Annotated in this window: 22 protein-coding genes; 20 read left to right on the forward strand and 2 right to left on the reverse strand. The window is 71.6% G+C overall.

Annotated elements, in window-relative coordinates; all coding sequences use genetic code 11:
* The first annotated feature begins 87 nt into the window (after window positions 1-87).
* From ABZS66_RS10650 to truB, 8 genes are all read left to right on the forward strand, one after another.
* Window positions 88-384, forward strand: a complete 297-nt coding sequence (locus tag ABZS66_RS10650; protein WP_238014701.1) for a DUF503 domain-containing protein — start codon at window positions 88-90, stop codon at window positions 382-384.
* A 123-nt stretch (window positions 385-507) separates the two neighbouring features.
* Window positions 508-993: a 30S ribosome-binding factor RbfA gene (gene rbfA, locus ABZS66_RS10655; protein WP_354756852.1), complete on the forward strand. Its 486-nt coding sequence runs from the start codon at window positions 508-510 to the stop codon at window positions 991-993.
* Window positions 994-1,274: 281 nt separating this feature from the next.
* Window positions 1,275-2,309, forward strand: coding sequence for a bifunctional oligoribonuclease/PAP phosphatase NrnA (locus ABZS66_RS10660; RefSeq protein ID WP_354756881.1), 1,035 nt, complete (start codon window positions 1,275-1,277; stop codon window positions 2,307-2,309).
* A gap of 40 nt (window positions 2,310-2,349) precedes the next feature.
* Window positions 2,350-2,751, forward strand: coding sequence for a hypothetical protein (locus ABZS66_RS10665; RefSeq protein ID WP_354756853.1), 402 nt, complete (start codon window positions 2,350-2,352; stop codon window positions 2,749-2,751).
* On the forward strand, window positions 2,748-2,966 hold the full coding sequence (locus tag ABZS66_RS10670; protein ID WP_354756854.1) for a DUF6186 family protein: 219 nt from the start codon (window positions 2,748-2,750) through the stop codon (window positions 2,964-2,966). The genes ABZS66_RS10665 and ABZS66_RS10670 overlap by 4 nt, the downstream gene beginning before the upstream one ends.
* Window positions 2,967-3,526: 560 nt before the next feature.
* A complete protein-coding gene (locus ABZS66_RS10675) occupies window positions 3,527-4,858 on the forward strand; it encodes an MATE family efflux transporter (protein ID WP_354756882.1) in 1,332 nt (443 codons plus the stop codon).
* Window positions 4,848-5,768: a DUF3626 domain-containing protein gene (locus tag ABZS66_RS10680; protein ID WP_354756855.1), complete on the forward strand. Its 921-nt coding sequence runs from the start codon at window positions 4,848-4,850 to the stop codon at window positions 5,766-5,768. Before ABZS66_RS10675 ends, ABZS66_RS10680 begins: the two co-directional genes overlap by 11 nt.
* An 11-nt stretch (window positions 5,769-5,779) precedes the next feature.
* Complete coding sequence (gene truB / locus ABZS66_RS10685; RefSeq protein WP_354756856.1) at window positions 5,780-6,670, forward strand: tRNA pseudouridine(55) synthase TruB; 891 nt, start codon at window positions 5,780-5,782, stop codon at window positions 6,668-6,670.
* Window positions 6,671-6,791: 121 nt separating this feature from the next.
* Here the strand turns inward: truB and ABZS66_RS10690 are convergent, their stop codons facing one another.
* Window positions 6,792-7,439 (reverse strand): HAD-IA family hydrolase, encoded by a 648-nt coding sequence (locus ABZS66_RS10690; protein WP_354756857.1) that lies wholly within the window; start codon window positions 7,437-7,439, stop codon window positions 6,792-6,794.
* Window positions 7,440-7,473: 34 nt separating this feature from the next.
* Here ABZS66_RS10690 and ABZS66_RS10695 point away from each other — a divergent pair, with 34 nt between their 5' ends.
* From ABZS66_RS10695 to dapB, 5 genes are all read left to right on the forward strand, one after another.
* Window positions 7,474-8,406 carry a bifunctional riboflavin kinase/FAD synthetase gene (locus tag ABZS66_RS10695; protein ID WP_354756858.1) on the forward strand — a complete coding sequence of 311 codons (933 nt, stop codon included), beginning with the start codon at window positions 7,474-7,476 and terminating at the stop codon, window positions 8,404-8,406.
* A 112-nt stretch (window positions 8,407-8,518) separates the two neighbouring features.
* On the forward strand, window positions 8,519-8,788 hold the full coding sequence (rpsO, locus tag ABZS66_RS10700; RefSeq protein WP_354756859.1) for a 30S ribosomal protein S15: 270 nt from the start codon (window positions 8,519-8,521) through the stop codon (window positions 8,786-8,788).
* Window positions 8,789-8,993: 205 nt separating this feature from the next.
* On the forward strand, window positions 8,994-11,387 hold the full coding sequence (locus ABZS66_RS10705) for a polyribonucleotide nucleotidyltransferase (RefSeq protein WP_354756860.1): 2,394 nt from the start codon (window positions 8,994-8,996) through the stop codon (window positions 11,385-11,387).
* Between the two features lie 3 nt (window positions 11,388-11,390).
* Window positions 11,391-12,710: a pitrilysin family protein gene (locus ABZS66_RS10710; protein ID WP_354756861.1), complete on the forward strand. Its 1,320-nt coding sequence runs from the start codon at window positions 11,391-11,393 to the stop codon at window positions 12,708-12,710.
* A gap of 10 nt (window positions 12,711-12,720) precedes the next feature.
* Complete coding sequence (dapB, locus tag ABZS66_RS10715) at window positions 12,721-13,476, forward strand: 4-hydroxy-tetrahydrodipicolinate reductase (RefSeq protein WP_354756862.1); 756 nt, start codon at window positions 12,721-12,723, stop codon at window positions 13,474-13,476.
* A 119-nt stretch (window positions 13,477-13,595) separates the two neighbouring features.
* On the opposite strand, the gene ABZS66_RS10720 is transcribed toward dapB, so the two are convergent.
* Complete coding sequence (locus ABZS66_RS10720) at window positions 13,596-14,216, reverse strand: GNAT family N-acetyltransferase (protein WP_354756863.1); 621 nt, start codon at window positions 14,214-14,216, stop codon at window positions 13,596-13,598.
* A gap of 154 nt (window positions 14,217-14,370) precedes the next feature.
* Between ABZS66_RS10720 and ABZS66_RS10725 the strand changes: the two genes are divergently transcribed.
* The 7 genes from ABZS66_RS10725 (at window position 14,371) to ABZS66_RS10755 (ending at window position 21,414) form a co-directional block, all read left to right on the forward strand.
* On the forward strand, window positions 14,371-15,708 hold the full coding sequence (locus tag ABZS66_RS10725; protein ID WP_354756864.1) for a glycosyltransferase 87 family protein: 1,338 nt from the start codon (window positions 14,371-14,373) through the stop codon (window positions 15,706-15,708).
* A gap of 74 nt (window positions 15,709-15,782) precedes the next feature.
* Window positions 15,783-17,024 (forward strand): crosslink repair DNA glycosylase YcaQ family protein, encoded by a 1,242-nt coding sequence (locus ABZS66_RS10730; RefSeq protein ID WP_354756865.1) that lies wholly within the window; start codon window positions 15,783-15,785, stop codon window positions 17,022-17,024.
* Window positions 17,025-17,034: 10 nt separating this feature from the next.
* Complete coding sequence (locus ABZS66_RS10735) at window positions 17,035-17,586, forward strand: DUF2752 domain-containing protein (RefSeq protein WP_354756866.1); 552 nt, start codon at window positions 17,035-17,037, stop codon at window positions 17,584-17,586.
* Between the two features lie 9 nt (window positions 17,587-17,595).
* A complete protein-coding gene (thyX, locus tag ABZS66_RS10740; protein ID WP_354756867.1) occupies window positions 17,596-18,333 on the forward strand; it encodes an FAD-dependent thymidylate synthase in 738 nt (245 codons plus the stop codon).
* A 36-nt stretch (window positions 18,334-18,369) separates the two neighbouring features.
* A complete protein-coding gene (dapA, locus tag ABZS66_RS10745) occupies window positions 18,370-19,323 on the forward strand; it encodes a 4-hydroxy-tetrahydrodipicolinate synthase (protein ID WP_354756868.1) in 954 nt (317 codons plus the stop codon).
* Window positions 19,320-21,008 (forward strand): ribonuclease J, encoded by a 1,689-nt coding sequence (locus ABZS66_RS10750; RefSeq protein ID WP_354756869.1) that lies wholly within the window; start codon window positions 19,320-19,322, stop codon window positions 21,006-21,008. Before dapA ends, ABZS66_RS10750 begins: the two co-directional genes overlap by 4 nt.
* 4 nt (window positions 21,009-21,012) lie before the next feature.
* Window positions 21,013-21,414, forward strand: coding sequence for a DUF2784 domain-containing protein (locus ABZS66_RS10755; RefSeq protein WP_354756870.1), 402 nt, complete (start codon window positions 21,013-21,015; stop codon window positions 21,412-21,414).
* Window position 21,415: the final 1 nt, after the last annotated feature.

Genomic DNA, 21,415 nt, shown 5'->3' on the forward strand with positions numbered 1-21,415 from the left:
CCGGAAGTCCCGTGAGGTCCCCCGAAGTCCCCCGAGCGCGAGATATCGGGCGGCATTCTTCCCGCGGTGCCGTTAAGATCATGCGCCGTGTACACCGGAACCGCCGTTTTCGACGTGCTGCTGCCCAGTGACTCCCGCTCGCTGAAGGCCAAGCGGTCGTACGTGCGGCCGATCGTCGCGGCCCTGCGCAAGTTCGAGGTCTCAGCCGCCGAGGTGGGGTCGCTTGACCTGCACGGACGGGCCGAGATCGGGGTCGCGGTGGTGGCCGCGGAGGCCGCGCACGTGCGTGAGGTGCTCGACACCTGCGAGCGGGCGGTCGCCGGTCGTCCCGAGCTCGAGTTGCTCTCTGTTCGCCGTCGGCTGCACGGCGACGACGACGAGTAATCCTGGGCTTCGAAAGCGGCCTCGAGGGCGAGGCGCGGGTACTGTCAGAGCGTTGGTCAGATCTTCAGATCCGCGGTGGTCTAGAGCCGACCAGCGGATCGTTTGGCTGCGGAGGTGTTCGAGATGACGGATCCGGCAAAGGTGCGACGGCACGCGGAGCGCGTGCGGGAACTGGTCGCATCGGTGGTGCGGACGCAGATCAAGGACCCGCGGCTGGGCATGATCACGATCACGGACGCGCGGATCACGGCTGACCTGCGGGAAGCCACCGTGTTCTACACGGTCCTCGGCGACGCGGCCGCCCAGGCGGGCACCGCGGCCGCCCTGGAGAGCGCCAAGGGTCTGCTCCGCTCGACCGTGGGCAAGGCGCTCGGCCTGCGCCACTCGCCGAGCCTGACGTTCGTGCACGACGACGTGACCGAGCACGCGAAGCACATCGACGATCTCCTGGCCAGCGCCCGGAATGCGGACGCCGAGGTCCAGCGGCTCGCTGCGGGTGCGCATTACGCGGGTGATTCCCAGCCGTACAAGCTGGACGACGACCACGAGGACGACCTGGGGGCCGACGGCGCCGACGACGAGGTGGTCGTCGGCCAGGACCGGCGGTGACCGGGCTCGCGCCCGGCCACCCGCCGGGCGCGGGCGCCGAGCTCACCACACCGGCCTCACCTGCCACGGACCCCGCGCCGGTCGTGGGAGGCGGGCTCACCACACAGGCGATGACGCAGACCCCGCCCGGCACCGCGCCGGGCGGGGCGCGCTCGCTCACCGGCCAGGAGCCGGCGGACGGGGAGCGCGAGGCGGCCGCCGGCCCGCCGCCGGGCGGCACCGGGACGCTCGCCGACCCCCCGCGGCCGGACGCGGGCGCGGGGCAGACCCCTTCGGGCGGGATGGACCGGCAGTTCGACGAGCGGCCGTCCGAACGGGAGTGGGAGGCGGCCGTCACCGCGCTGCGGGGGCTGCCCGCCGACGCCCGGGTGCTGCTGGCCTGCCACGTGAACCCCGACGGCGACGCGCTCGGGAGCATGCTCGCCGTCGGGCTCGGGCTGCGGCAGGTCGCCCCTGGGCTGCGCGTCTCCGCGACCTTTCCCGGGCCCATGGTGGTGCCCGCGCCGTTCGACCGGCTGCCGGGCGTCGAGCTGCTCGTCGACGAGGCCGACGCCGAGCCCGCGCCCGACGCCGTGCTCGTGTTCGACGCGGCCAGCATCGAGCGGCTCGGCGGGCTTGCCCGGCGGCTGCTCGCGGCGCCGGTCGGGATCGTGCTCGACCACCACGTCTCCAACCCCGGGTTCGGGCGGCTGAACCTGATCGACCCGGCCGCGGCCGCCACCTCCGTGCTGTCCGACGGGTTGTTGCGGCGACTCGGGGTACATCTGGATCAAAAGATCGCCGAATGCCTCTATGTCGCCCTCGCCACCGACACGGGGTCGTTCAAGTTCGCGTCCACCACGCCGGCCGTGCACGAGCTCGCGGCCCGGCTCATCGCCACCGGCATCCCCGTGGACGACATCTCGCGGCGGCTCTTCGACACCCGGCCGATCGGCGCACTGCGGCTCTTCGGTGTCGCGCTGGCCCGCGCGGTGCTGGAGCCCGAGGTCGCCGGCGGGCGCGGGCTCGTCTGGACGTATGTCACGCTCGACGAGCTCGCCGCGCACGACCAGCCGCCCGCCGCGGTGGAGGCCCTGATCGACTCGGTGCGCAGCGCCGCCGAGGCCGACGTCGCCTGCGTGGTGAAGCCGGTCCGGCCCGGGGAGTGGTCGGTGTCGCTGCGCAGCAAGGGCGGCGTCGACGTCAGCGCGGTCGCGGTCGCCCTCGGCGGCGGCGGGCACCGGTTCGCGGCCGGGTTCAGCGCAGGCGGCACCGTCGAGGACATCATCGCGGCGATCCGCATCAGGGTGAATTCCGGGCCAATTCCGGGTCCTTGATGGCTGGCCGGGTGGTGGTCGCTGCGGGGACAATCGATGAATGGAACGACCCGAGCTGGTAGCGGAGGTTGACCGGGCCTGGACCCGGCCGGCGGTGCTCACGCCCGTCTTCGCCCTGATCTCCCTCGTGGGCGGGGCCCTGCCCTCGTTCTCGCTCCGCGCCAACCTGCTCGTGCTCGGCGTCGGCGGCGCGCTGGCGTGGCTCGGCCTGTCGGCCGCCGTCCAGCGGCGCCCCACCCGGACCCGGCTGCCCCGCGCGGCGGCGTGGTGGCTGGTGCCGCTGCTGCTGTTCGCCGTGGTCGAGGGCGTCACGTTCCTGATCGGCTCGCGGGCCTATCCGACGCTGTCCCGGCTGGCCGACCCGGTGCTGGAGCACTACCTGGCCCGGTCCGCCGCCTATTTCGGCTGGCTGTGGGCGTTCTGGGCGATGGTGCGCCGATGACCGCGGGGCAGGTGATCATCGCCGCGCTGTTCGCAGTCGCGCTCGGGCTCTTCGGCGTGGTCGAGGTCGTCGCGCGCCGGGAGGGGTCGAAGGTGCCCACGCTCGGCGAGGTGTGCGGCGTCGTCATGCGCTATCGCGTCGGCCCGCTCCCGGTCGGCCGGATCGCGATGTTCGGCTTCTGGTGGTGGCTCGGTTGGCACTTCCTGGCCCGCTGACCGGCCCGCCGAGCACCATGATCAGCCCGTTGAGCTGGGAACTTGACATTCCAAATTCCGGGATAACGTCGCACATGCTGGACCTGAACGATAGCTTAGCTGTCATGCGCACAGTACGAATTCTTCGCTGCCCGTCCCGGGGCGACCGCTTCTGACGAGCGGCATCCGGTGGCGGGGAAACGGCCCATGACCAGCCGCCGGAAGCGAGGAACCGCAGTGCGCACCATTTATTTCGTCAGGCCGACACCACCCAGGTCGGTCTCCTTCGCGTGCGCTCGCGTGGTTGCCGGCGACCCCGGCAGAACCGTCCACACGCAATCCACCAGCACCGCGTCACAAGGAGACACCGACCATGCCTGAGCAGCCGAAGCCGCAGCCCAAGCCGCAGGAGCCGACCCCCGACACGCGTGAGCGCGCCCGCGCCGCGCTGCAGATGTCGATGGACCGCCGCGGCTGAGCCGCGCCGACCCAACCTCCGGGAAACCGGGACGCCCGAGTGACGTCAAGGTTTCCCGGAGGTTGTGCCGTGTAAGTGGCTTTCTGGGGCCACTCTCCTTACGCTGTCAGCCGTGACCGCGACCGCGACGAATCCCTCGACCATGCGCCGGGTCGCCGCCCTGGCCCTGCCGGCCCTGGTCGTGCTGGCCGCCGAGCCGCTGTACGTGCTGGTCGACACCGCCGTCGTCGGCCATCTCGGCCGCACCCAGCTCGCCGGCCTCGCCATCGGCGGCTCCGTGATGTCGTTCGCCGTGTGGCTCGGCACGGTCCTCGCGTACGGCACGACCGGCCGGGCCGCCCGCCGGTTCGGCGCCGGCCAGCGCGCCGCCGCCGTCGAGGAGGGCGTGCAGGCCTCCTGGCTCGCACTGGCCGGCGGCGTGGTGATCCTGCTGGTCCTGGAGGCGGCCGCCGGTCCGCTCACCCGCGCGCTCGCCGGCGGTGCCGGCCCGGTGGCGACCAACGCCGAGCACTGGCTGCGCGTCGCGGCGCTCGGCGCCCCCGGCCTGATGCTCGGCACGGCCGGCAACGGCTGGATGCGCGGCGTCCAGGACACCCGCCGGCCGCTGTATTACGTGCTCGGTGCGAACGCCCTCTCCGCCCTCCTCTGCCCCGTGCTCGTCTACTCGGCCGGCCTCGGCCTGGTCGGCTCCGCCGTCGCGAACGTCACCGCCCAGACCGTCGTCGGCGGGCTGTTCGTGCGCGCGCTGGTCACCGAGCGGGTGCCGCTGCGGCCGCAGCTCGCCGTGATCGGCCGCCAGCTCGCCCTCGGCCGCGACCTGCTGCTGCGCGGCGCCGCGTTCCAGGCCTGCTTCCTGTCGGCGTCGGCCGTCGCCGCCCGGTTCGGCGACGCCGCCCTGGCCGCCCACCAGATCGCCATCCAGCTGTTCTTCTTCACCGCGCTCGCGCTCGACGCGGTGGCGATCGCCGCCCAGTCGCTCGTCGGCGCCGCGCTCGGCGGCGAGCGGGTCGCCGAGGCCAAGCACCTGGCCCGCCGCATCTCGTTCGCCGGGCTGGTCTCCGGCGTCGGGTTCGCCGTGCTGGTGGCGGCCGCCCTGGCCACGGTGCGTCCGTGGTTCGGGGCCGATGCCGAGGTGTACGCGCAGGCGTGGCCGGCCTGGTGGTTCTTCGTCGCCATGATGCCGGCCGCGGGTGTGGTGTTCGCGCTCGACGGCGTGTTCCTCGGCGCCGGTGACGTGCGGTACCTGCGCAACCTCACGCTGGTGTCCGCGCTCGGGGGCTTCCTGCCCGGCATCTGGCTGGCATACTTCTTCGAGCTCGGCCTGCGCGGGGTGTGGGCCGCGCTGACCCTGTTCATCGTGCTGCGCCTGGCCGGGCTGCTGTGGCGGCTGGCCGGCGACGCCTGGGCGGTCGCGGGGGCGGACCGTGCTCACTGACGCGCAGCTGGCCGCGCTGGCGTTCGTCCGCGCCCTCGGCAGTGAGCGCTTCGACACCGACGCCTCGATCACGATCAACTTTCATCCCGACCGTACCGCCGGCGACCGCACCGTCATCGAGGGGCTCCTCGCCGATGGGCGCTTCCGCAGCCAGTTCGAGACGGGGATCTCCAACGGCGGCCTGACCGCGTACCCCGGCGGCGACCGCGACCGCTGGGAGGAGCGCATGTTCGGCGGCGCCTACCAGCGGCCGGGAGTGTCGCCGATCGATCGCCCGAAGTACGGCGCGCTCAATGTCTTCCACCACCCCGACGGCGCCGCTCCGCGCTTCGGCTCGGCCTTCCTGCGGCTGCGCCCGGCGGTGCTGGAGCGCGCCACCTACACGTTCGGCGACAGCCACCGCGATCCGACCGAGTTCGGGACGATCGATGCTTTCTCAGCGGTACTGGCTGGGCTCGAACGGCACTGGGGTGCCTCGGTGCTGTCGGGGCCGCGGTCGCCGCGGCCCGGCCGCGCGCTCGACGACTACGTCGAGGCGCAGGTCCACGGCCCGGTCGACCTGGCCACCGACGTGGCGGCGCTGGTGCTCGACACCGCGTTCGCCGGCACGCCGTGCGCGTCGGCGGCTGTTTCGATGGCCGAACGGTACGGGGTGGCGGTGGAATGGCGGGAGGGCTTCCGGATCGCACCCCGCGACATTCCGCCCGACTTCCGCGGCCCCTCGGTTTGTGTATTGGCGGGGCATTTATGCGATTTGTATGAACGTGAGCTGGTCAACGCGGAGCTGATCGGGCGGGCCGCGCGGGCGGTGGCCGCGACGCCGGGAGAGTGGGCCCGGTGGGGCAGCTCTGCCGAGGCGCTGCAGCTGTTGAAGTACCTCTGGCACGTCCTCGTCGAATACGGTCACTAGGCTCTGACGTCGTGGCGAACAAGGTGGCGACGCAGGGCGGCCTGGTGGTCGTGGACAAGCCGGGCGGGATGACCTCGCACGACGTGGTGTCCCGGATGCGCCGGCTGGCCCGCACGCGGCGGGTCGGCCACGGCGGGACGCTCGACCCGATGGCGACGGGCGTGCTCATCGTGGGCGTGGAGAAGGCGACCCGCCTGCTCACCTACGTCATCGGCAGCACGAAGGAGTACCGCGCGACGATCCGCCTCGGCCAGGCGACGATCACCGACGACGCGGAGGGCGACGTCGTGTCCACTGTGGACGCCGCCGCGGTCACCGACGCCGACGTCCACGCCGGCCTGAGCCCGCTGCGCGGCGAGATCATGCAGGTCCCCAGCGCCGTCTCGGCGATCAAGATCAATGGGGTGCGCTCGTACCACCGGGTGCGCCAGGGCGAGGAGGTCGCGCTGGAGGCCCGGCCGGTGACCGTCTCGCGCCTCGACGTCCTGGCGATCCGCCGCTCGGAGGCCGTGGTCGACGTGGACGTGGACGTGGCCTGCTCCTCGGGCACCTACATCCGGGCGCTGGCCCGCGACCTCGGTACCACGCTCGGCGTCGGCGGCCACCTGACCGCGCTGCGCCGTACGGCCGTCGGCGCGTTCACGCTCGCGGAGGCCGTGTCGCTGGAGGAGCTGGCGGCGCGCGAGGACCCGGTGACGCTGCCGCTGGCCGACGCGGTGGCCCGCTCGTTCCCGCGCCGCGACGCCACTGAGGCGGAGGCGAAGGTCCTGTCGCACGGCGGTCCGCTGCCGGCGGTGGACATTGCGGGGCCGTACGCGGTCTTCGCCCCCGACGGCACCGTGCTCGCGATCGTGTCGGAGCGCGAGGGCCGGGCCCGCCCCGAGATCGTCCTGGTCCCGTAACCCCCGCGCCGCCGCCTCGCGCCGGGCGGGTGCGTGGGGCGGGCCGGGCTGGCGGGGTGGCCCGGGCGCAGCGTGGGGCGGGCGAGGTGCTGCGAGGGCGGTGGGGCGGGGCGGTCAGTGGTTAGGCGGGGACGTGGAGTGATAGGCGGCCGTGGGCTGGGCTTGCCAGCGCGTGCAGGGCCGCGAGGTCCGGGACGTCGAAGTCGGCGCCCGGCACCCCCCGCAGGCCGGCGACCAGGCTGCCGGCGGCCTTTCCCGCCCGTACACCGGCCGGAGCGTCTTCCACGACGAGCGTCGTGGCGGGGTCCACGCCCAGCTGGGCCGCCGCGGCCAGGTAACCCTCCGGGTCGGGCTTGGCCCGCTCGATCTCCGAGATGGTGACCAGCACGGCCGGCGGGGCGATGCCGGCGGCCGCCAGGCGGACCAGGGCGAGCGGCCGGTCCGACGAGGTCACGACCGCCCACGGCACGGCCCACGCGTCGAGTGCCCGCAGCAGGTCGTGGGCGCCGTGCGTGGCGACGACGCCGTCGACGTCCGCGCGCTCCAGGTCCAGCAGTGCCGCCGCGTCGGCCGCCTGCTCGTCCGGGCTCAGCCAGGGTGCCAGCTCGGGGATCGTCTCGCGGGCCGGCCGCCCGGGCGTGACCTGCATGACGTGGGCGTGGTCGACGCCGCGCAGCCGCGACCAGTGCAGCCAGGTCCGCGCCACGACCGCGTCCGAGTCGACGATCGTGCCGTCCATGTCGAAGAGCACCGCAGTGACGTCCGCCATGGGCGGATCATGCCCCGGCGCTAGGCTCGGTGGCATGCAGCGGTGGCGGGGAACACAGGCGGCGCCCGGTGGGTGGGGCCGGGCGGTCGCGACGATCGGCGTCTTCGACGGTGTGCACCGGGGGCACCAGCAGATCATCGAGCACACCGTGAAACGGGCCGGTGAGCTGGGCGTCCAGTCGGTCGTGATCACGTTCGACCCGCACCCGTCGGAGGTCGTCCGGCCGGGGTCGCACCCGGCGGTGCTGACCGAGCCGGCCCGCAAGGCCGAGCTGATCGAGGCGCTCGGCGTCGATGTGCTCTGCGTCATTCCCTTCACGGTGGAGTACAGCAGGCTGTCGCCGGAGGCGTTCGTCCACGACGCGCTGGTGGAGCACCTGCACACGGCGCTGATCGTGGTCGGCGAGAACTTCCGGTTCGGCCACAAGGCGGCCGGCGACGTGGACCTCCTGCGCCGGCTCGGGCGCACCTTCGGCTTCGGCGTGGAAGGAGCGCAGCTCGTGGCGGACGAGGGCACGGTGTTCTCCTCGACGTACATCCGCGCCTGCGTCGACGCCGGGGACGTCGTGGCGGCGTCCCGCGCGCTCGGCCGGCCGCACCGGCTGGAGGGTGTGGTGGTGCGCGGCGACCAGCGCGGCCGCGAGCTGGGCTTCCCGACCGCCAACCTGCTCACCCCGCCCAACGCGGCGGTCCCGGCCGACGGCATCTACGCGGCCTGGATGATGCGTGACCGCAGCCCCGAGCCGATGCCGGCCTCCGTCTCGATCGGGACGAACCCGACATTCGCCGGCAAGGAGCGCCGGGTGGAGGCATTCGTCCTCGATTTCCAGGGCGATCTTTACGGCGAGCGGGTGAGCCTGGATTTCGTCGCGCGGCTGCGGGAACAGCGCACCTACACCGCCATCGAGCCGCTCATCGCGCAGATCCAGGAGGACGTCGAGCAGACCAGACAGGTGCTCGGGAGATAGGTCTGTTAGCCTTGAGTTCACGCCGGGTGACCGGCGGGGGTCAGGCTGCCTGCACGACGCCGCGGGCACCCTCGACTCATCTTTCCGCAAAGACCCAGCCTTAAGGGAGAACATGGCGCTCGACTCTGCGCAGAAGACCGAGATCATGACGAAGTACGCGACGGCCGAGGGTGACACCGGTTCGCCCGAGGTGCAGGTCGCGATGCTGACCAAGCGGATCGCGGATCTGACGGAACACCTCAAGCTGCACAAGCACGACCACCACAGCCGGCGCGGCCTGCTGCTGCTGGTCGGACGTCGCCGCCGCCTGCTCAACTACCTGCAGCGCAGCGACATCGCCCGCTACCGCTCGCTGATCGAGCGGCTCGGCCTGCGGCGATAACGACGCACCGACGGGGGAGTGGCGACAATTCGCCACTCCCCCGTCCGGTAGTGACACACTGAAATGGAAGTGCCCGGCCGAGCGAGTCGGCGCACCGGTCCTCGGTAGTGGCTTCCGGGCTCAGCCCCGTGAGCTTCGATCGAAGACCGGCCGCGGACAGCTCCGCCAGGGCGCACCAGACGACCTGAAGGAGCTACAGGACAACATGACCGAGCAGAGCACTCTCGGTACTCACACCAGCACCGCGATCATCGACAACGGCCCGTTCGGCACCCGTGAGATCACCTTCTCGACGGGTCGCCTCGCGCGCCAGGCGGCGGGCTCCGCGCTCGCCCAGCTCGGTGAGACGGTGGTGCTGTCCGCCACGACGGCGGGCAAGCAGCCGAAGGACCAGTTCGACTTCTTCCCGCTGACGGTCGACGTCGAGGAGCGTATGTACGCGGCCGGGCGCATCCCCGGCTCGTTCTTCCGCCGCGAAGGCCGTCCGAGCGAGGACGCGATCCTCACCTGCCGTCTCATCGACCGCCCGCTGCGCCCCAGCTTCGTCAAGGGGCTGCGCAACGAGGTCCAGGTCGTCGAGACCGTGCTGGCGCTCGACCCGGCCCACCCCTACGACGTCGTCGCGATCAACGCGGCCTCGATGTCGACCAAGCTGTCCGGCCTGCCGTTCTCCGGCCCGATCGGCGCGACCCGCATGGCGCACGTCGACGGCCAGTGGGTGGCGTTCCCGACCGTCGAGGAGCTCGGCCGGGCCACGTTCGACATGGTCGTCGCCGGGCGGGTCCTGCCCGACGGCGACGTGGCGATCATGATGGTCGAGGCCGAGGCCACCGAGCACACCGTCGGCCTGGTCGCCGCCGGTGCCCCGGCGCCGACCGAGGAGGTCGTGGCGAGCGGCCTGGAGGCCTCGAAGCCCGCCATCCGCGAGCTGTGCCGGGCACAGTCCGAGCTGGCCGACGTCGCCGCCAAGCCGGTGCAGGAGTTCCCGGTCTTCCTCGACTACCAGCCCGACGCCTACGAGGCCGTCGCCGGTGCGGTGAAGGACGAGGTCGCCGAGGCCCTGCGCATCGCCTCCAAGGCGGAGCGCGAGGAGGCCCTCGACCGGGTCAAGGAGGCCGCGTTCGAGCGGGTCGCCGCCCAGTTCGAGGGGCGCGAGAAGGAGATCGGCGCCGCCCTGCGGTCGCTGACCAAGAACGAGGTCCGGGCCCGCGTCCTGCGCGAGCAGGTCCGCATCGACGGCCGCGGCCCGCGCGACATCCGGCCGCTGACCGCCGAGGTCCAGGTGCTGCCGCGCGTGCACGGCTCGGCGCTGTTCGAGCGGGGCGAGACGCAGATCCTCGGCGTCACCACGCTGAACATGCTGCGCATGGAGCAGACGCTCGACACGCTGGCGCCGGAGAAGTCCAAGCGCTACATGCACAACTACAACTTCCCGCCGTACTCGACCGGTGAGACCGGCCGGGTCGGTGCGCCGAAGCGGCGCGAGATCGGCCACGGCGCGCTCGCCGAGCGGGCCCTGATCCCGGTCCTCCCGGCCCGCGAGGAGTTCCCCTACGCGATCCGTCAGGTGTCCGAGGCCCTCGGCTCCAACGGCTCGACGAGCATGGGCTCGGTCTGCGCCTCCACCATGGCGCTGCTGTCCGCCGGTGTGCCGCTCAAGGCGCCGGTTGCCGGCATCGCGATGGGCCTGATCTCCGACGAGGTCGAGGGCAAGACGCAGTACGTGACGCTCACCGACATCCTCGGCGCCGAGGACGCGTTCGGCGACATGGACTTCAAGGTCGCCGGCACCCGCGACTTCGTGACCGCGCTCCAGCTGGACACCAAGCTCGACGGCATCCCGTCGGACGTGCTGGCCGGCGCCCTGCAGCAGGCCCACGACGCGCGGCACGTCATCCTCGACGTGATGGCCGAGGCGATCGAGTCGCCGGCCGGCATGAGCCAGTACGCGCCTCGCGTCACCACGGTCCGCATCCCGGTCGACAAGATCGGCATGGTGATCGGCCCGAAGGGCCAGACCATCAACGCGATCCAGGACGAGACCGGCGCCGAGATCAGCATCGAGGACGACGGCACGATCTACGTCGGCGCGACCGACGGCCCGTCGGCCGAGGCCGCGGTGGAGCGGATCAACGCGATCGCCAACCCGACCATGCCGAAGGTCGGCGACAAGTTCCTCGGCACCGTGGTGAAGACCGCCGCGTTCGGCGCCTTCATCTCGCTGCTGCCCGGCCGCGACGGCCTGCTGCACATCTCCAAGGTGGGCAACGGCAAGCGGGTCGACAAGGTCGAGGACTTCCTCAACGTCGGCGACAAGGTCGAGGTGCAGATCGCGGACATCGACAACCGCGGCAAGATCTACCTCGACAAGGTGCTGGCCGAGGGCGAGCAGCCGCCGGCGCCGGTCGAGGGCGGCGAGCGCCCGCCGGCGCGCGACCGCGGCGACCGTGGCCCGCGCGGCCGTGACCGGGGCGACCGTGGCCCGCGTCAGGCGTCCGCGCCGTCGTCCGAGGGCTCCTCGGACGCGTCGGGCCCGGACGAGGGCGGCGAAGGTGGCGAGGGCGGCGAGTTCCGTCGTCGGCGCAACCGGCACAGCTGACCCATGACGAGTCGAGCGTCGACCCAGACCCTGTCGGACGACCCTCTGGGTGGCACGGTGCGCCGCACCGTGCTGCCCAACGGGCTGCGCATCCTCACCGAGTCCATTCCGGCGATGCGCAGCGCGTCGTTCGGCGTCTGGGTCGGCATCGGCTCGCGGGACGAGACGCCCACCCTGTCGGGCGTCTCGCACTTCCTGGAGCACCTGCTCTTCAAGGGCACCAAGCGCCGCTCGGCGCTGGACATCTCCTCGCAGATCGAGGCCGTGGGCGGCGAGACCAACGCGTTCACGGCCAAGGAGTACACGTGCTACTACGCGCGCGTGCTCGACGCGGACCTGCCGCTCGCCATCGACGTGGTGTGCGACCTGGTGACCGACTCGGTGCTGGCCGATGCGGACGTCGAGACCGAGCGCGGCGTGATCCTCGAAGAGATCGCGATGCACGACGACGAGCCCGGTGACGAGGTCCACGACGTCTTCACCGAGGCCATCTACGGCAACCACCCGCTCGGCCGGCAGATCTCCGGCACGGTGTCGAGCATCTCGGCGCTGAGCCGCAAGCAGATCGACGGGTTCTACCGCCGGCGGTACCTGCCCTCGACCATGGTCGTGGCCGCCGCCGGCAACCTCGACCATGCGAAGGTCGTCCGGGCCGTGCGCGCCGCGTTCGACCGGGCCGGGTTCTCCGACGCCGCGGCCCCCGGCGAGCGCCGGTCCCGCACCACGCGCGTGCCGGCCCGCTCCGGGCAGGTCGTCGTGCGCAACAAGGACACCGAGCAGGCGCACCTCGTGCTGGGCTGCGTGGGCTATCCGCGCCAGCACGACAACCGCTTCGCGCTCGGCGCGCTCAACAACGTGCTCGGCGGCGGCATGTCCAGCCGGCTGTTCCAGCAGATCCGGGAGCAGCGCGGCCTGGCGTACTCGGTGTACTCGTTCACCTCGCAGTACAGCGACTCGGGTCTCTTCGGTGTCTACGCCGGCTGCGCGCCGGGAAAGGTCGAAGAGGTCCTCGACATCACCCGGGCCGAACTCGCCCGTGTCGCCGCCGACGGGGTGAGCGACGCCGAGGTCGATCGGGGCAAGGGCATGCTGAAGGGCGCCGTCGTGCTGGGCCTGGAGGACACCGGGTCGCGGATGAGCCGGCTCGGCAAGGGTGAGCTGCTGTACGACGAGATGCTCTCGGTCGACGACGTGCTCCGGCGGGTCGACGCGGTCACCCCGGAGATGGTCCGGGAGGTGGCCGCCGAGCTGCTGGCCCGGCCGATGTCCCTGGCCGTCATCGGCGAGTTCGACGATCAGGATTTCGCCGGCGCGTTGGGATAAGTTGTCCCGCGTGAGCGATGTTGAGCCGATCCGGGTCGCTGTGCTGGGCGCACGCGGCCGCATGGGGACCGAGACCTGCCGCGCCGTCGACGGTGCCGACGACCTCTCGCTGGTCGCGATGGTCGACGAGGGTGACTGGCTGTCCGGTGTGGCCGACGCCGGGGCCCAGGTGGTGGTCGACTTCACCAACCCCGGCACGGTGATGGAGAACCTGCGCTGGTGCATCGACCAGAACGTCCACGCGGTCGTCGGCACGTCGGGGTTCACCACCGAGCGCCTGGAGCAGGTGCGGGGCTGGCTCGAGCCGAAGCCGGAGCTCGGCGTCGTCATCGCGCCGAACTTCGCGATCGGCGCCGTGCTCATGATGGAGTTCGCGGCCCGCGCCGCGCGCTACTTCGAGTCGGTCGAGGTCGTCGAGATGCATCACCCGCAGAAGGTCGACGCGCCGAGCGGCACGGCCCTGCGCACCGCGCAGCTGATCGCCGAGGCCCGGTCCGCGGCCGGCCTGGCCGAGCCGCCGGACGCGACCAAAGAGGAGCTGCCCGGCGCCCGCGGCAGCGACGTGGAAGGCGTGCGGGTCCACTCGCTGCGCGCCTCGGGGCTGGTCGCCCACCAGGAGGTGCTCTTCGGCACCGCCGGCGAGACGCTGACGATCCGGCACGACTCGTTCGACCGCAAGTCGTTCATGCCGGGCGTGCTGCTGGCGGTCCGGGAGGTCGTCCGGCGGCCGGGGCTGACGGTCGGCCTGGGCACGCTGCTGGCTTAGCGTCACCTTTCGTGTTGCTTTGGTAGTCCTGTTGACGGACACGCTGTGTGACGCCGTTATGTCCTATTGGCGGCGTCCACATCGTGGGATCCGCAGGACCCGATTGCGTCGCAACACCATCACGTGGCGGTAACGGCGGGCTCTTCCGCGGTCTCGAGCGAGACGTGCCAGCGGACCTGCGGGACGAGCAGGTCATCAACATCGAGTGACCGGCTGACTCCGTCGGGGGCCCAGCCGGAACTCTCCAGAAATCGGGACGTAACACGGTCGTCAGCGAACGTCCATGCGAGTGCTGTCGTAAACCCGTCAGTGCGCCACAAATCGACACTAGCCGCCAGCAATCGGCTGCCGTGCCCGCGCCGCCCCCATCGGGGCTCGACCAGCAGGTCAGTGATCGCCGCCGCGCCACCCAAGGCCTTGTCAAGGACCGTGTGATCTTCATCGGGGGCGAGTGCGGTGTCATCTGCCGGACCTGACGCCACGAACCCCACGGCATATGATGACTCGGGTCCGGCTTCGGGTGACTCGCGTTGTTCGACCGCGACCAGGACCCGGTGTCGTGGTGACGGTGGTTGGGCGATTGCCTCCCGCCACCTGCGGGTAATCCAGTCCTCGTCAAGTTGGTCGAGGATGTGTTTGGGCAGGAGTCGCCGATACGCGACCCGCCAGGTCGTGAGTTGGATTCGCGTGATCTCGACGACGTCGTCGATTCGCGCCGGTCGGACGAACCCGAGCGTCATGTTGCAGCAGCCTACGGATTTTGTGTGAAGCGCCACGTGGCGGGGTAGCGCCGGGACGTCACAGTTGGACCCGGGCCACCGTTGAGGAACAGCAGCAGGTTAGCCAGCGAGTGAGTGGAGGGCAGCACAAGTGGCGGAGCGTGGACGAGTCGCCGTGTTGACGGCCGTCCGGCCCATCCTCCGGCGACCCGCCGTCAAGAAGGTGCTCATCGTCGCGGGCCTCTGGGCCGTGGTGTGGGCCTTCCTGTCGGTGGCAGCCGCGAGGAACGGGTATTTCGACCTCAAGGTCTACTACGGCGCCATGGACTACTGGGTCAACCGTGGTGGCGACATCTACGACTACCTGGTCCCCGGCACGCCGTACGGGTTCACATACCCGCCGTTCGCCGCGGCGCTCATGACGCCGATGGCGCTCATCGGCTGGCACGCCGCCATCGCGATCAGCGTGACGATGAACGTGCTCGCGCTCCTCGCGATCCTCACCTGGCTCGTCGGCCCGATCATCAAGCGTCAGGGCTGGCAGTTCTGGTTCTCGATCGCGATCGCGTTCGCCCTCGTCGCCGCGTTCGAGCCGGTGCGCGAGACGGTCAACTTCGGGCAGGTCAACATCCTGCTGCTCTTCCTGGTCGTCGGCGACGTGCTGCTGCTGGTCCGCGGCGGAAGCCGCCTGGGCGGCATCGGCATCGGCCTGGCGACCGCCATCAAGCTGACCCCGGGCGTCTTCATCATCTACCTGCTCGTGACCCGGCGCTGGCGGGCTGCCGCCGTGTCGGCCGCGACCGCCGCGACGGCGACCTGGGCCGCCGCGACGTTCGCGCCCGACGCCTCGCGCGTCTTCTGGACCGACGCGATGTGGAACACCGACCGGGTCGGCTCCTCCTCCTTCGTGTCCAACCAGGCGCTGAGCGGCCTCGTCGCGCGACTCTTCAACCCCGATCCGATGAAGCCGGTGTGGATGCTGCTGGTCCTCGTGGCGCTGGCGATCTGGGCGTGGCGGGTGCGCCGTGCGATCAAGGCCCGCGACGAGGTCGCCGGGCTGGCGCTCACCGGCCTCGTCGGCTGCATGGTCAGCCCGATCAGCTGGATCCACCACCTCGTGTGGGTGCTCCCGGCGATCGTGGTGCTGTTCGACTACGCCACCGACAGGTCGCTCGACCCGCGCCGCCGGCGCAACTTCGCGCTGTTCTTCGGCTTCTCGTTCCTGCTGCTGTGCAGCCGCACGCCGTGGGCCTTCCACGAGAAGTTCGACGGGCTGGGCCTCATCGGCAGCAATGCGTACATCCTGCTGATGATCGGGCTGCTCATCGGCCTGCCGATCCGGGAGCCCGCCGACGCGAGCACCGGCCCGGCCCGATCGGCGGACCCGGGCCAGTCGACCGGGCCGGCCGTCGAGGACGTGCCCGACCTCGTCGAGATCGACCGGAAGGTCAGCGCGGCGTTCGACGCCAAGGACGCCGGCGCGGCCGAGCGGCGACCACTCGTCGGCGCCTGAGTTCTCCAGTCGGCGGCCGTCCCTCCGGGGGCGGCCGCCGATTTTTGTCGTACCCCGGCGGTAGCCTGCGTGCGATGACCGAGACACTGTCGCTCACCCAGGCCCGGCGGATCGCCCTCGCCGCCCAGGGCTTCACCGACCGCGTCCCATCCGGCGAGCCGGAGCGGCGCCACCTGCGCAGGGTGGTGGCCCGCACCGGCCTGCTCCAGATCGACTCGGTCAACGTGGTCCAGCGCGCCCACTACTTACCCGCCTACAGCCGCCTCGGGCCCTACGACACCGACCTCCTCGACCGGCTGGCCTATCGGCGTCCGCGCGACCTGTTCGAGTACTGGGCACACGAGGCATCGCTGGTGCCGGTGCAGCTGCACCCGATGCTGCGCTGGCGGATGCGCTCCGGCGGGGCCTGGGGCCGCATGGTCCGCATCGCCCGCGAGCAGCCGGACCTGGTGCGCTGGGTGCTGGAGGAGATCCGGACCAAGGGGCCGATGACCGCCACCGAGGTCGAGGGCGACCTGGTCCAGCCGCGGCGCAAGGACAACTGGGGGTGGAACTGGTCGGACACCAAGACCGCGATCGAGTGGCTCTTCTACTCGGGCGAGGTGAGCGTCGCCCGGCGCAACTCGTCGTTCGCCCGGGTCTACGACGTCCCCGAGCGCATCCTGCCGGCCGAGGTGCTGGCCACGCCCGACCCGGAGCCCGCCGATGCCTACCGGGAGCTGGTCCGGGTCGCCGCCCGCGCGTTGGGCGTGTCGGCCGAGGCCGAGCTCCGCGACTACTTCCGGCTGCCGCTCGACGGCGCCCGCACCGCGATCGCCGAGCTGGTCGAGGCGGGGGAGCTGACGCCGGTGCGGGTCGAGGGCTGGGCCCCGCAGGCCTACCTGCACGCCGAGGCCCGCCTGCCCCGGCGGGTGGCGGCCGCGACCCTGGTCAGCCCGTTCGACCCGCTGATGTGGGAGCGGGCGCGGGTGCAGCGGCTGTTCGGCTTCAACTACCGCATCGAGATCTACGTCCCGCCGCTGCAGCGCCTGTATGGGTATTACGTCCTCCCCTTCCTCCTCGGCGACCGGCTGGTGGCCCGCGTCGACCTGAAGGCCGACCGCAAGGCGGGCGTGCTCCAGGTGCCGGCCGCCTGGATCGAGCCGCCGGCCGGGCGGGGTGCGCCGACCCCGGAGACGGTGGCCGAGGCCCTCGCCGCCGAGCTGCACCGGTTCGCCGGGTGGCTGGGACTGGCCGAGGTCGAGGCGCCGCAGCGCGGCGACTTCGCTGACCTTCTGACAAAGGCGCTGAGCTCGCCGGTGGTCGGCGCGGTGTAGCGTGAAGAGCGTGACGTCACCCCTCCCGGTTGCGCTCCCGGCGACGCAGGTCGGTGAAGCGCCGGTGCCGCCCGGTTCGGAGCAGGTGCCGCCCTATTACCACTTCGCCTTCCCGCCGCCGCCCAAGAGCCGGTTCCAGCGCCTGATCGACCGGCTGCCGGCCTGGACCGGGCCGGCCGGGGTCGGGGCGCTCATCGGCGGCGGCGTGGCCTACACGCTGCTCATGCGGCCGACGTCCGCCGGGGCGGCCGACACGCCCACCTGCATCGTCAAGCTGCTGACCGGGTTCGACTGCCCGGGCTGCGGCGGCACGCGCGCCGCGTGGTACATGCTGCACGGCGACATCCCGGCCGCCGCCCACCACCACGCGCCGCTGCTGTTCGCCGCGCCCTTCCTGGCGTATCTGTATGTGAGCTGGACGGTCAACAAGCTCAACCTCCCGTTCAAGCTGCCGCAGCTGCGCATCTCCAACGGGGCGATGATCGGGTTCCTGGTGGCGTGGCTCGCATTCTCGGTGCTGCGCAACCTCCCGTGGGCGCCCTTCACCTGGTTCTTCGTCTAGGCTCACCGAATGCTCTCCGTCAAAGCCATCGCCTGGACCCACTTCGAGCCCCCGGCGGACGTGCCGTGGGAGACCGATGCGGCGGGCGGCGAGGCGCTGGCCGAGTTCGCCGGGCGCGCCTGCTACCAGTCGTGGAGCAAGCCCAACCCCGCCACGGCCACCAACGCGGGGTATCTCCGCCACATCCTCGAGGTCGGCCACCTGAGCGTGCTCGAGCACGGGTCGGTGACGTTCTACCTCCAGGGCGTGTCGCGGTCGTTCACGCACGAGCTGATCCGGCACCGGCACTTCTCGTACTCGCAGCTGTCGCAGCGCTACGTGCCGGGGCGCGAGGCGGCGATGGTCGAGCCGGCGGTGATCGCCGAGGACCCGGCGCTGCACAAGACGTTCGTCGAGGCCACCGAGGCGGCCCAGCGTGCCTACAACGAGCTCCTGGAGGGGCTGGAGGCGAAGTTCGCCGACGTCGCCAACGGCACGTCGCGGCGCAAGCAGGCCCGGCAGGCCGCGCGGTCGCTGCTGCCGAACGCCGCCGAGACGCGGATCGTGGTCACCGGCAACTACCGCGCCTGGCGGCACTTCGTGACGATGCGCGCGACGGAGGCCGCCGACGTGGAGATCCGCGAGGTGGCGATCGCTTGTCTGCGCGAGCTTCAGCGCATTGCGCCGAGCGTGTTCGGCGACTTCACGATCAGCCCGCTGCCGGACGGCACCGAGGTGGCCGCCCCGCAGTTCAGTTGGGAATCTTGAGAAGATCGAACGAGAGGCGTCCGATAAGTTGTGCGTATGACACGCACCGGTTCCGTCCCCGGCCGACCCTTCGGGCGGCTGCTCAGCGCGATGGTCACGCCGTTCCGGGCTGACGGTTCGCTCGACGTCGACGGCGCCGCCCGCCTGGCCACCTACCTGGTCGACGAGCAGGAGCACGACGGCCTCGTCATCAACGGCACCACCGGCGAGTCGGCGACCACGTCCGACGCCGAGAAGGACCAGGTGCTGCGCGCGGTCGTCGAGGCCGTGGGCGACCGGGCCACCGTGATCGCCGGCGTGGGGACCAACGACACCGCGCACACGGTTGAGCTGGCGCGCGCCGCCGAGAAGGCGGGCGCCGACGGTCTCCTGGTCGTGACGCCGTATTACAACAAGCCGCCCCAGGCCGGCATCGTGCACCACTTCCAGAGCGTGGCGGACTCGTCGGGCCTGCCGGTCATGGTGTACGACATCCCGGGCCGCTCCGGCGTGCCGATCGAGACCGAGACCATGTGCCGGCTCGCGGAGCACGAGCGGATCATCGCGGTGAAGGACGCCAAGGGTGACCTCGGCGAGAGCGCGTGGGTGATCAAGCGGACGAACCTGGCGTACTACTCGGGCGAGGACAAGCTGACCCTGCCCCTGCTCTCGGTGGGCGCCGTCGGCGTTGTCGGGGTCCCGACGCACGTGTTCGGCCCCGAGACCAGGCGGATGATCCTGGCGCACGAGGCCGGTGACGTCGAGACGGCCCGTGAGCTGCACCTGAAGCTGCTTCCGGCGTTCTGCGGGTTCTTCCGCACGCAGGGCGTCATGCTGACGAAGGCGGCCCTGACCCTGCTCGGCCTGCCGGCCGGCCCGGTCCGCCCGCCGCTCGTCGCGGCGAATGCGGCGGAAGTCGGCCGGTTGCGAGAAGATTGCGCGGAGGCGGGTCGCACGATCGGCACCGCCGACCAGATGGCGCACCACAACGAACTCGGAGTGGCCCTATGACGGTGGCGCACGTCGAGCTCGATCCGCCGCCCCCACCGGGGCCTGACACCCTGCGGGTGACGCCGCTCGGTGGGCTGGGCGCGATCGGCCGGAACATGACGCTGCTCGAGCACGGCGGCAAGCTGCTGGTGATCGACTGCGGTGTGCTGTTCCCCGACGTCGAGCAGCCCGGCGTCGACCTCATCCTGCCGGACTTCTCCTCGATCCTCGACCGGCTCGACCAGGTTCAGGCGATCGTGTTGACGCACGGCCACGAGGACCACATCGGCGCGGTGCCGTATCTGCTGGCCCACAAGCCCGACATCCCGCTCGTGGGGTCGAAGTTCACCCTCGCCCTGGTCGAGGCGAAGCTGGCCGAGCGCCGCATCGAGCCGTACTCGCTGACCGTCAAGGAGGGCCAGGTCGAGCGGCTCGGCCCGTTCGAGTGCGAGTTCTTCGCGGTCAACCACTCGATCCCCGACGCGCTCGCGGTCGCGGTGACCACGACGGCCGGCACGCTGCTGCACACCGGCGACTTCAAGATGGACCAGCTGCCGCTCGACGGGCGGATCACCGACCTGGCCGGCTTCGCGCGGCTCGGCGCCCGGGGCGTCGACCTGCTGCTGTCCGACTCGACCAACGCGGAGATCCCCGGCTTCGTCACCCCGGAGCGGGAGATCGGCCCGGTCCTGGAGGGCATCTTCGGGCGCGCCACCGGCCGGATCATCGTCGCCTCCTTCGCCTCGCACGTGCACCGCGTGCAGCAGGTCTTCGACGCCGCCCACGCGCACGGCCGCAAGGTCGCGCTGATCGGCCGGTCGATGGTGCGCAACATGGGCATCGCCCGCGACCTCGGCCTGCTGCGCATCCCGGCCGGCCTGGTCGTGCCGATCGACGAGGCGATGAGCCTGCCGCCCGAGCGGGTCGTGCTGATGTCCACCGGGTCGCAGGGCGAGCCGATGAGCGCGCTCGGCCGCATGGCCAACGGCGACCACCGGCACATCGTCATCGGCGAGGGCGACACGATCGTGCTGGCCTCCTCCCTGGTGCCGGGCAACGAGACCGCGGTGTACCGGGTGATCAACCAGCTCTCGCGGGCCGGCGCGATCGTCGTGCACAAGGACGTGGCCAAGGTGCACGTCTCCGGCCACTCGCCCGCCGGCGAGCTGCTCTACCTGCTCAACGTCGTCAAGCCACGCAACTTCATGCCGGTGCACGGCGAGTGGCGCCACCTGCGCGCCCACGCCCAGCTGGCGCGCGAGGCCGGCGTGCCCGACGACCGGGTGGTGCTGTGCGAGGACGGCGACGTCGTCGACCTGGTCGACGGCAGGGCCGCCCTCGTCGGGCACATCCGCTCGCGGTACGTGTACGTCGACGGGCTGGCGATCGGTGACGTCGGCGAGTCGCTGCTCACCGAGCGCCGCATCCTCGGCGACGGCGGGTTCATCGCCGCGACCGTGGTCATCGACTCCGTCACCGGCAAGGTGGTGGCCGGCCCGACGGTGTCGGCGAAGGGCTTCTCCGACGACCCGGCCGTGTTCAACGCGGTGCTGCCGCTGGTCACCGAGGCGCTCAACAGGGCGGCCACGGACGGGATCACCGACCCCCACCAGCTCCAGCAGATCGTGCGCCGCACGGTCGGCCGCTGGGTCAACGAGGCGTACCGCAGGCGGCCGATGATCGTTCCCACGGTGGTCGAGGTGTAGGACCGTGTACCGGGCGCTGGCGACGACGGTGCTGGTGGTGCACTTCGCCTTCCTCGCGTACGTGATCCTCGGCGGGTTCGTCGCCTGGCGGTGGCCCAAGGCCTTCTGGCCGCACCTGGCGGCCGCCGCCTGGGGCCTCGCCGTGGTGTCGGTCCCGCTGACCTGCCCGCTGACCTACGTCGAGCACTGGGCCCGGCGCCGGGCGGGGGAGACGGGCGTCAGCCGGGGGTTCATCGACCAGTACATCGAGGGCGTGCTCTATCCCGAGCGGTATACGCACTTGTTGCAGGTCATGGTCGGTGTCCTCGTCGTCGGTTCGTACGTGGGCGTGTACGTGAGGTACAGAAACCGGCGGGACACGAAGCGCGGAACCAAAGAAATGTCGGAGCCCCCCGCTACGGTGTGAC

Source organism: Dactylosporangium sp. NPDC005572, from assembly GCF_040605515.1.
Taxonomy (GTDB): domain Bacteria; phylum Actinomycetota; class Actinomycetes; order Mycobacteriales; family Micromonosporaceae; genus Dactylosporangium.